We start from the raw sequence: 9,999 nt of genomic DNA, 5'->3' as shown, positions 1-9,999 counted from the left end.
GCCGACGCCAGCTTCCCAAGGATATGGGCATGCGCTCGATCATCGCACCGAATGTGCTTGAGCGAGCGCACACGGGCCTCGAAGTCCCTCACCGCAACGCGACCGACCTTCAGCCCGAATGGACGCAACAAGCCGCGGATCTCGTTCTCGTGGTCGCGCAGTTTGTTGACGAAGAACTCACGCGACATCAGCAGCGTGCGCATCTCCTGGCTCTCCGTCGACTTCACGTGAACCGACTTGTACCAGCCCGACCGGATGAGTTGGGCCAAGGAGCGGGCGTCGTTCCGGTCATTCTTGTTGCGATTCATGGCCACCATCGCTGCCTTGACGTGCCGCGCTTCTATGCAAACGGCAGGCAGGCCGGCGCTCGTGAGGCCATTATTGAGCCACTGCGACAAAGGCCCGGCCTCGAAGCCAACCCGCTCGAAGGAGCCGTCAATACCCGCCAGCAGGTCACCGATGTCGGCAGGGTCGGAGGCCGCTTGCGCCTCAAGGACCATCCTGCCCTCTGCGTCGACTACGCAGATGCTGGTCATCTCAAGCGAAACGTCTAGGCCTGCGTACAATACTCTTGTCATGGTCGCTCTCCCGGTTCTGGTTACACCGGCAAGAAGACTACCGGCGATCCGAGGACGAAGCCCCGATTACGCCATCTGAACACCCACTGGTTCATGAGCCTTGCCGACGCCCGCGAAAAGTTGGAGGCTTGGCGCAGAGACTACAACGAGGTCAGACCTCACAGCGCGATCGGGTACAATGTCCCGGCCGACCTGCATAATCACCGCGGCATGGCCAGCCCGCCGCAGTGATCATAGCCGGAAAACTCTGCTCTCCGGCGATCCAATGTTGGGACTCAGAGCAAGCTTGTGACAGACTTTCCGTTCAATTGGGGGATCAAACCGGTGTCGGGTCAGGGGGAGCGGTGTGCGCATGAGGGTTCTGGTAGTTCTGGGTACGCGGCCCGAGGCAATCAAGCTAGCCCCGGTGATAGAGGCCATGCGTGCCGATCCCGAGATCGAGCCGGTACTCGTTTCTACGGGCCAGCATCGCGAGATGGTGGCTACCGCGCTGGATTGGTTCGGAATTACGCCGGACCATGACCTTGCGATCATGACGCCCAACCAGACGCTGACCGATGTTGTCACGCAGTCGATGAAGGGGCTGGATGCGCTCATCCTCGAGCGCAAGCCGGACGCCGTGGTGGCACAGGGCGATACGGCGACCGTCTTTGCAGCCGCTTTGTCGGCCTTTCACCGCCAGATTCCCTTCGGGCATGTCGAGGCGGGATTGCGGACCTATGATCTGGAACACCCTTTTCCGGAGGAAGGCTACCGCCAGCTGGTGAGCCGGATCACGCGCTGGCATTTCTGCCCCACGGAGCGCGCCGCGACGGCCGTTCGTGATGAGAAGGGGCAGGGTATCGTGCACATCGTCGGCAATACGGTCGTGGATGCGCTGCTTAGCACTGCTGAACGGGTAAAGAAGACGGCAGGCGCGGCGCGTGACCGGCGCTATGTTCTGATAACAGGCCATCGGCGCGAGAATCACGGGGCGGCTTTTGACGCGCTTTTCGGGGCGCTTGCCCGCCTTGCGGAAATGAATCCCGATGTGGACTTCATCTACCCCGTACACCTGAACCCGAATGTTCAGAAGGCCGCCCGGGCACACCTCGGCGGCAAGGAAAACATTCAACTGACCGAGCCTGTAAGCTATCCGGAGATCGTGCGCCTCATGCTGGGCGCTGCCGTCATCTGCACGGATTCTGGCGGTATCCAGGAGGAGGCACCGAGCTTCGGCGTGCCGGTGCTGGTGATGCGCCAGACGACCGAGCGGCAGGAGGCGGTGGATGCCGGTGTGTGTGAGCTCGTCGGCAACAATCCGGAGCGTATGGTCGAGCGGGCCCACGAGCTGCTGGCCTATCCGGAGCGGTTTACGGCGCGCGATACCCCCAATCCGTTCGGAGACGGCCTTGCGTCAAAGCGCATCTGCGATGTACTGACGGCGCGCGATTATATATCTTTCCGGTCGCAATAATTTACGCTTTTACTAATTGTTGAATTTTGGAGCTGGGCATGAGGGATAATAAAGTTGTTGTAATTGGTTTGGGTTATGTCGGACTCCCGACTGCGGCCATTATGGCCAATGCAGGCATTGAAGTGCACGGGGTCGACGTAAATCCGGCGACGCTTCAGGTTCTTAACGCTGGCGGTTGCCCTATTGGCGAGCCGGAGGTCGTCAAGCTCGTGACGGGCGCGCTAGCGTCAGGACGCCTCAAAGCCAGTGACACACCCGTTACCAGCGATGTCTTCATCATCTGCGTGCCGACGCCCATAACCGACGAAAAGCGGGCTGATGTCTCCATAGTCCGCGCTGCGACGAGGACATTGGCCAAATATGTGAAGAAGGGCGATCTGATCATTCTGGAGTCTACCAGTCCCGTTGGTACAACCGAGCACACGGTCGGCGAAGAACTGGCGGCGCAAGGGTTTGATATCCGCGAAGATCTGGACCTTTGCTATTGCCCCGAGCGCGTGTTTCCAGGATCAACCATTTCGGAAATCGTGGAGAACGACCGGATTATCGGCGGCCTGACCCCGCGTGCAGCAGCGCGAGCAAGCGCGCTCTACGCACGCTTCTGCACTGGCGGGCTGCTTGAGACGGCATCGGCAACCGCGGAATTCTCCAAGCTTATGGAGAACACGTATCGGGACGTGAATATCGCGCTGGCCAACGTTTTTGGACACATTGCGGAGGCGTCGGGGATTGACGTAAATGATGCCATTACGCTGGCCAACCGGCACCCGCGGGTGAATGTGCATAAGCCCGGCCCGGGCGTTGGCGGTCATTGCATCCCGGTGGACCCCTGGTTCCTCATTGATGGTTTTCCGGAACAAACCGGCTTGCTGCTCCAATCCCGACTCATTAACGACGGCCAACCACACCATTTGTGGGCACGCGTAAAGCGCGTCAGTGGTGCGATCGGGAAAGTTGCGATTCTCGGCGCGGCGTATCGCGGCAATCTGGATGATGCCCGTGACACGCCGGCCGAGCATCTTATCCATGCACTGAAAGCCGATGGCGTTGGCTATGCAGTGCACGATCCGCACGTCTCGAAATTCCGGCTGCACTGCGGGCAGGAAGTGCCGGTTAATACTGATCTGGCGCAAACACTCGATGGCGCCGATGCCGCGATCATCATGACAGACCACTCTGCCTATCGTGGTCTGGGCCCGGAAGCCTTTGCGGGCATGTCAGGCAAGCTGATCGCCGATGGGCGCAACCTTGTTGACCGGTGTGCACTGAGTGCTGCCGGTTTCACCGTGATTCCGGTAGGGGCTCCTCTGTCCCGCCCTTCGGGTCAGGCGTTCCTTCCCGGGAAGGAAAAGGACACGGTATTGGCCTCGGGTTGAGGGGGGCTTTGCCTGCCCAGGCACCCCATCCCTACCCGATCAGTCCGTTTTTGATCAGCTGTTCGATGACCTGTTCGGCGGCTTCGTCGGCTGACATTTCGCCGGTGCGCAAGTGTAGCTCAGGCGTCTCAGGTGCCTCATAGGGGCTGTCAAAGCCTGTGAAGTTCCTGATCTCGCCTGCCTTGGCCTTCTTGTAAAGGCCCTTGGGGTCGCGCTGCATGCAAAGCTCCAGCGGGGCGTCGACAAACACCTCGATGAAACGGCCTTCTTCCAGCATCTCGCGAACCATCTGGCGCTCCGCGCGAAAGGGCGAGATGAAGGAGCAGGTTACTATCAGGCCCGCATCCACAAACAGGCGCGCCACCTCGCCAATGCGGCGAATGTTTTCCACCCGGTCTGCATCAGTGAAGCCGAGATCGCGGTTCAACCCATGGCGTACATTGTCGCCATCGAGGGAGTAGGTGTGGCGTCCGCCTTCGGCCAGCTTGCGCTCCACCAGGTTGGCGATGGTGGATTTGCCCGCGCCCGACAGGCCGGTGAACCAGAGCACGCCGGGCTTCTGGCCCTTCATGGCGGCGCGGCGGGACATGTCGACATCCATCGCGTGGGTGTGGACATTGCTGGCCCGGCGCAGGCCGAACTCGATCATGCCGGCGGCAACGGTCTGGTTGGTGAAACGGTCCACCAGGATGAAGGAGCCTGTGTCGCGCTGGTCGGAATAGGGGTCGAAGGCGATGGCGCGCGACGTGGCCAGCGTGCACACGCCAATCTCGTTGAGCTTCAGGCTCTTGCCGGGCTCCTTTTCGAACGTGTTCACATTCAGCTTGTGTTTCAGCGTGGTAACCGAGGCTGGGGTCAGTTGCCCGCCGGCCTTCAGGAGGTAGGAACGGCCCGGCAGCATCTCCTCCTCGGCCATCCACAACAGCTCGGCGGCAAACTGGCCGGAAACCTCCGGGCGTGCCTTGGGATCGGCCAGAATATCACCGCGCGACACATCGATATCCCGATCAAGCACGATGGTCACCGCGTCACCGGCCACCGCTTCGGGCTGGTCGCCATCGGCGGTCACGATACGCGCGATATTGGCTGTCTTGCCGCTTAATGCCGCAACGATCTCGTCGCCGGGCGCGACGCGCCCGGAGGTGACAGCCCCGGAGAAACCCCGGAAATCGAGATTGGGCCGGTTGACCCACTGCACCGGCATGCGGAAGGGGCGGTTTGCCACTTCCTCGGCAGCGGTCTCGACGTTCTCCAGATGCGCCAGAAGGGTAGGCCCGTCATGCCAGCTCATCGCCCTGGACGGGGAAAAGATATTATCTCCGTGCAGGGCCGAGATCGGTATCGGCGTGATGGTGTCAAATCCAAGTGTCTCCGCTACGCGCAGATAGTCAGAGACGATTTCGTGGAAGCGGGATCTCGAATAATCGGCCACATCCATCTTGTTGACCGCCAGCACCGCATGGCGGATGCCCATCATGTTGGCGATATAGGTGTGACGGCGGGTCTGGGTCAGCACGCCTTTGCGGGCATCGACCAGGATGATTGCGAGGTCCGCCGTAGACGCGCCGGTGGCCATATTGCGGGTGTATTGCTCGTGGCCGGGTGTGTCGGCGACGACGAATTTGCGCTTTTCCGTGTTGAAGAAGCGGTAGGCGACATCGATCGTGATGCCCTGCTCGCGCTCGGCCTCCAGCCCGTCGAGCAGAAGCGCGAAGTCCATCGTGTTCTCGCCGGTCGTGCCGTGCTTTTTCGAGTCACGCTCCAGCGTGGCAATCTGGTCCTCGAACAATAGCTTGGAATCGTAAAGCAGCCGTCCGATCAGCGTCGACTTGCCGTCATCAACCGAGCCGCAGGTGATGAAGCGCAATACCCCTTTTTCGCCCGCTCGCGTGAGCCGGCTCAGCATGGTGCTGCGTGCATCCCCCTCGGCCATATCAGAAATATCCCTCACGCTTTTTCTTTTCCATGGAACCGGATTCGTCATGGTCGATCAGGCGCCCGGAGCGCTCAGATGTGCGTGCTGTCAGCATTTCCAGCACAATGTCTTCCAGCGAGGCCGCGTCAGATTCGATGGCACCGGTAAGCGGATAGCAGCCCAGCGTGCGGAACCGGATCCGGCGCATTTGAGGCGTTTCGCCCGGCTGCAGCGGGAAGCGGTCATCGTCGACCATCAGAAGGGTGCCGCTGCGCTCCACAACCGGCCGGTCAGCGGCCAGGTAGAGTGGTACAATCGGAATGTCTTCTTCGAGTATGTACTGCCAGATATCCAGCTCGGTCCAGTTTGACAGCGGGAATACGCGGATTGACTCGCCCTGCCGGATACGCGTGTTGAAGGTGCGCCACAGCTCAGGGCGCTGATTGCGCGGATCCCAGGCGTGGTGATCGTCGCGGAAAGAGAATATCCGCTCCTTGGCGCGTGACTTCTCTTCATCGCGCCGGGCGCCGCCAAAGGCCGCATCGTAGCGGTGGCTGTTCATCGCGTTGCGCAGCGCCTCGGTCTTCATGACCTGGGTATGCAGGTTTGAACCGCTGTCGAACGGGTTGATGCCACGTGCGATGCCTTCCTGGTTCATCTCCACGCGCAGCTCCAGGCCCAGTGCACTGGCCAGAGTGTCGCGATAGGTGATCATGTCGCGGAATTTCCAGCCGGTATCGACATGCTGCAGCGGGAAGGGCGGCCTGGAAGGGTAAAACGCCTTCAGTGCCAGATGCAGCATGACCGCTGAATCCTTGCCGATGGAATATAGCATTACCGGGTTGGAAAACTCCGCGGCGACCTCGCGCATGATGTGGATGGACTCAGCTTCCAGCGCCTTCAGGTGGGGCGACAGGGGCCGTGAGCGCGGATTTGCTCCGGCCAGGAACCGTCCCGCGTAGTTTTTGAGGTCTGTGGCGATATCCGACATGATCTGCCTGTAGTTCCTTGCCGATGTCAGAGGGGTGTACAGACCATTCGGTCATCATAGTCAACGCTTGCCCCGGATCACCGCACGCGCCGCCGCCATGCCTATTCCGCTGCAGCGCTACGCGCTCCCAGCCGCCATACCAGGTCGGCGATACGCGGGGCGGGTTTGTATTCCACTGGCGCGCTAACCAGAATGTTGCGGATATTGGTTATGTCATAGGCGTCACAGGCGTCGCGCAAACGGCGCAGCACAGGTTCCAGCTCGCTCCATGCCATGGATGTAACAGGTTCGGTCAGTATGCGCGGATGCCGGGTCGGGCGCGCATGGTCAGACACAAGCAATTCCTCATGCAGCTTTTCTCCGGGGCGCAGCTTGCCGAACACTATTTCGATATCGCCGGTTTCAGCTCCGCGCTCACCTGCGACGAAGGGTTTCAGGCCCGACAGTCTTACAATGCGCCGTGCCAGATCATAGACCTTGATCGGCTCACCCATGTCCAGAACGAATACATCACCGCCACGGGCGAGGGCGCTGGCCTGGATGACCAGTTGTGAAGCCTCGGGGATGGTCATGAAGTAGCGGGTCACTTCGCGGTGAGTGACCGTTACCGGGCCGCCAGCAGCGATCTGGCGGCGGAATAGCGGGACGACCGACCCTGATGATTCGAGCACATTGCCGAACCGGACCATGCAAAAGCGGGTACGGGACTGTTCGGAGGCCAGAGACTGGCAAATGAGCTCTGCCATGCGTTTGCTGGCACCCATGATGTTGGTTGGCCGCACGGCCTTGTCGGTCGATACCAGCACGAACATGTCCACGCCTGCCTGGATTGCGGCGCGCGCCATGGTCAGCGTGCCGAACGTGTTGTTGCGCAAACCCTCGACGACATTCTCTTCCACCAGATGCACGTGCTTGTAGGCTGCGGCATGGAATATCGTGTTCACACCAAGACGGTTCAGCACCGTGCCCATCCGCCCTTCGTGCTGTACCGAACCCAGCAGCGGGGTGATCGCGACGTCGATGCCTTCCTTGGCAGCCATCGCGTCAAGCTCGCGTTCAATCATGTAGAGCGCGATCTCGGACTGTTCTAGCAGCGCAAGCTGGCTCGGCCTTTGCCTCAGGATCTGCCGGCACAGCTCTGAACCGATTGAACCGCCGGCCCCGGTCACCAGAACGACCTTCCCGGTAATATTCGCACCGATAAGTGCCGGGTCCGGCGGCACAGGATCACGGCCGAGTACGTCCTCGGGGGCAACCTGCCTGATCTCGCTGACACTGGCCCGGCCGGACACGATATCGGTCATGTCGGGAATGGTCTGTACCCGGACCGGGAGGCCCTCCATCCGGGCGATGATACGCTTGCGCTGGGCAAGCGTGGCGGTGGGAATGGCCAGAAGCACTGTCTTGGCGCCGGTGGATGCCATCAGGCGCGGGATGGCCTCGGACGGGTATACTTCGAGGCCGCCAATATGGGCGCCATGGAGTTCCGGAGAGTCATCCACAAAGGCGACAGGCAGATAGTCGGAGGCCTGTTGGAGAGATACCAGAACCTGGCGCCCGCACATGCCGGCTCCGTAAATGATCACTCGGGATTTCTGCAATGAACGGCGCTGCAGGAAGAGTGAGCGCACCATGAAACGCGCGCCGCCGGCCAGGATGAACAGGAGCAGACCGTATATGAACGGCACGGAGCGGGGTACCAGCAGCTGGAAGAACTGGCTGGCCGTAAGCACGAAGAGGACAGACAGGACCACGCCCAGGCCAATCGCCTTCAACGCGTCGATCCCGATAAAGCGGACGACCGTGCGGTAAATCCCCAGGCGGTCGAAAACCAGCAAGGTCACGGGAAGCGTTACCGCCAGCGCAACCCATATCTGTGGCGCGCTTACCCAGTGCAGGCTGTCGAGCCGCAGCACCATGGCCGCGAGGAAGCTGGCGGTGATGAAAATGGCGTCCACAACGGTCAGGATTATCCGCTTGACCGGGCGGGGCCAGTTGAAAATCTGATCAAGACCGCCGGAAATCACCGATATTTGCCTTTTCTGTGCCCAGCCGGCCTGTCCTGCAAAGCCAGCACATGGCGCTGTCCGCCCAGATTGCCAACAATGCTTTTCCCGGTCCGCATCACGGAGCAGCCTGTCTGGCCGACACCCCTATATTCAAGCGCCTCAAGTGTGAAGGGCAGGGTAATACTCTATTGCGCCAGCGACAAACTCTGTGTGACAGGTGGGCCCGTATGGCAACCAAAAACAGGAGGCGGAAAGGCAGCATGACCGCAATATCCTGTCCGGTGTGCAAGGGCAGCCATACCGAGGCCTTCCTTGCTGACGGCCCCAAAATATACAATCGCTGCCTGGATTGCGGCGCGCGTTATCTTGCACCGCGGTTCCGGCTTCGCGCCGCCGCCGAGCGTGCACATTATGATCTGCACGAGAATGACGTCGCTGATCCCGGCTACCGGCGTTTTTTGTCACGCCTTTCATGGCCCCTGCTGGAAAAGCTGATGCCGGGCAGCCTGGGGCTGGACTACGGGTGCGGACCAGGGCCAGCCTTGGCGGCCATGATGGAAGAGGCAGGCCATTGTGTGGCGCTTTACGACCCGTTCTACGCGCCCGACATGAGCGTTCTGAAACGTCAGTATGACTTTGTCACCTGCACCGAAGTGGCCGAACATTTTCACGACCCCTTTGCCGAGTTCGCGCGCCTTGACGGTTTGCTGAAGCCTGGCGGCTGGCTGGGGATCATGACATGCTTTCACACCGACGATACCCGGTTCGAAGGCTGGCATTACCGCAAGGACCCCACCCATGTGGTATTCTACCGCGAGGAAACCATGCGCTGGCTGGCAAACCGGTTCGGCTGGCAATGCGAAATACCCGCCAAGGATATCGCCTTGATGAGAAAGCCGTGAGCACACCCCTGCATGAGGAACGGCTGCAAGCGGTCATGGATGCGCTGCGCATAGCGGGCGCCCGCTCTGTGGTAGATCTGGGATGCGGTGACGGGGCGCTTCTGCTGCGTCTGGTGAAGGACACAACCTTTGTGCGCCTTGCCGGCGTCGAACAGTCGGTGATGGCGCTTGGCGCGTTGCGCGCTGCCCTGGCGGTGTTAGATGTGGATGTGCGTGACCGCGTGACGCTTGTTGAAGGCTCCATGCTGGAGCCGCGCCGCGAGCTGGCGGGGATGGACGCAGTGACAATGGTGGAAACCATTGAGCACCTGCCGCCAGACCAGTTGTCGCGCTGGGAACAGGCCGTGTTCAGTGTCATCAGGCCGAAAGCCGTCATCATCACTACGCCGAACGCCGAGTATAACGCGGTGCTGGGCGTGCCCGCTCACCGGTTCCGGCATCCCGAACACATGTTTGAATGGGACCGCCCGCGCTTCCGGCAATGGGCGGAAGGCGTCGCCGCCCGTCATCGCCGCCGCTGGCTGGTGCGTGACATAGCGGGAGTACGCGAGGATGTTGGCGGCGCGAGCCAGATGGCCATCTTCCTTGATCCCGATCTCGTGATCTGACCGCAATACGCCTTGCATTCGCCGCAAAGCATGCGCATACACCCGCATAGCGCATAGGAGCCGCGCGCGTAGAAAGACCTTTCAAAGGGTTTCAAGCGCGGCCTGATCGGACCGGTAGCGGACATTCCGCAAACCTTCAGTCCGGGCGTGGGATGCATGATCTG

Annotated in this window: 8 protein-coding genes and 1 pseudogene; 5 read left to right on the top strand and 4 right to left on the bottom strand. The window is 60.9% G+C overall.

Features of this window, described 5'->3' with window-relative positions; genetic code table 11:
- Window positions 1–578: IS110 family transposase (locus IEV75_RS12130; protein ID WP_233351855.1), on the bottom strand; the 578-nt coding region annotated here is incomplete at its 3' end.
- Between the two features lie 63 nt (window positions 579–641).
- Between IEV75_RS12130 and IEV75_RS12125 the strand changes: the two are divergent.
- The 3 genes and pseudogenes from IEV75_RS12125 to IEV75_RS12115 all read left to right on the top strand — a co-directional run.
- Window positions 642–809, top strand: a pseudogene (locus tag IEV75_RS12125) (integrase core domain-containing protein); the annotation flags it as partial.
- Between the two features lie 121 nt (window positions 810–930).
- Window positions 931–2,034 carry a non-hydrolyzing UDP-N-acetylglucosamine 2-epimerase gene (wecB, locus tag IEV75_RS12120; protein ID WP_188452839.1) on the top strand — a complete coding sequence of 368 codons (1,104 nt, stop codon included), beginning with the start codon at window positions 931–933 and terminating at the stop codon, window positions 2,032–2,034.
- A 38-nt stretch (window positions 2,035–2,072) separates the two neighbouring features.
- Window positions 2,073–3,410 (top strand): nucleotide sugar dehydrogenase, encoded by a 1,338-nt coding sequence (locus tag IEV75_RS12115; RefSeq protein WP_188452838.1) that lies wholly within the window; start codon window positions 2,073–2,075, stop codon window positions 3,408–3,410.
- 31 nt (window positions 3,411–3,441) lie between these two features.
- Here IEV75_RS12115 and cysN read toward each other — a convergent pair whose 3' ends face one another.
- From cysN to IEV75_RS12100, 3 genes are all read right to left on the bottom strand, one after another.
- Window positions 3,442–5,343: a sulfate adenylyltransferase subunit CysN gene (gene cysN, locus IEV75_RS12110; RefSeq protein ID WP_188452837.1), complete on the bottom strand. Its 1,902-nt coding sequence runs from the start codon at window positions 5,341–5,343 to the stop codon at window positions 3,442–3,444.
- A gap of 1 nt (window position 5,344) precedes the next feature.
- Complete coding sequence (gene cysD, locus IEV75_RS12105) at window positions 5,345–6,316, bottom strand: sulfate adenylyltransferase subunit CysD (protein ID WP_188452836.1); 972 nt, start codon at window positions 6,314–6,316, stop codon at window positions 5,345–5,347.
- A 101-nt stretch (window positions 6,317–6,417) separates the two neighbouring features.
- On the bottom strand, window positions 6,418–8,343 hold the full coding sequence (locus IEV75_RS12100; protein ID WP_233351854.1) for a polysaccharide biosynthesis protein: 1,926 nt from the start codon (window positions 8,341–8,343) through the stop codon (window positions 6,418–6,420).
- 242 nt (window positions 8,344–8,585) lie between these two features.
- Between IEV75_RS12100 and IEV75_RS12095 the strand changes: the two genes are divergently transcribed.
- Window positions 8,586–9,227 carry a class I SAM-dependent methyltransferase gene (locus tag IEV75_RS12095; RefSeq protein ID WP_188452835.1) on the top strand — a complete coding sequence of 214 codons (642 nt, stop codon included), beginning with the start codon at window positions 8,586–8,588 and terminating at the stop codon, window positions 9,225–9,227.
- Window positions 9,224–9,835 carry a methyltransferase domain-containing protein gene (locus IEV75_RS12090; RefSeq protein WP_188452834.1) on the top strand — a complete coding sequence of 204 codons (612 nt, stop codon included), beginning with the start codon at window positions 9,224–9,226 and terminating at the stop codon, window positions 9,833–9,835. The genes IEV75_RS12095 and IEV75_RS12090 overlap by 4 nt, the downstream gene beginning before the upstream one ends.
- The last annotated feature ends 164 nt before the right edge of the window (window positions 9,836–9,999 follow it).

The sequence above is a fragment of the Glycocaulis albus genome (genome assembly GCF_014639075.1).
In the GTDB taxonomy this organism is placed as follows: domain Bacteria; phylum Pseudomonadota; class Alphaproteobacteria; order Caulobacterales; family Maricaulaceae; genus Glycocaulis; species Glycocaulis albus.
Note: the sequence above shows the minus strand (reverse complement) of the source record. Positions and strands in the feature narration are given on the sequence as shown.

Excerpts from the sequence above, each read along its gene's own strand:
- wecB (WP_188452839.1), top strand. The coding sequence starts at position 931 with ATGAGGGTTCTGGTAGTTCTGGGTACGCGGCCCGAGGCAATCAAGCTA.
- IEV75_RS12115 (WP_188452838.1), top strand. The coding sequence starts at position 2,073 with ATGAGGGATAATAAAGTTGTTGTAATTGGTTTGGGTTATGTCGGACTC.
- cysN (WP_188452837.1), bottom strand. The coding sequence starts at position 5,343 with ATGGCCGAGGGGGATGCACGCAGCACCATGCTGAGCCGGCTCACGCGA.
- cysD (WP_188452836.1), bottom strand. The coding sequence starts at position 6,316 with ATGTCGGATATCGCCACAGACCTCAAAAACTACGCGGGACGGTTCCTG.
- IEV75_RS12095 (WP_188452835.1), top strand. The coding sequence starts at position 8,586 with ATGACCGCAATATCCTGTCCGGTGTGCAAGGGCAGCCATACCGAGGCC.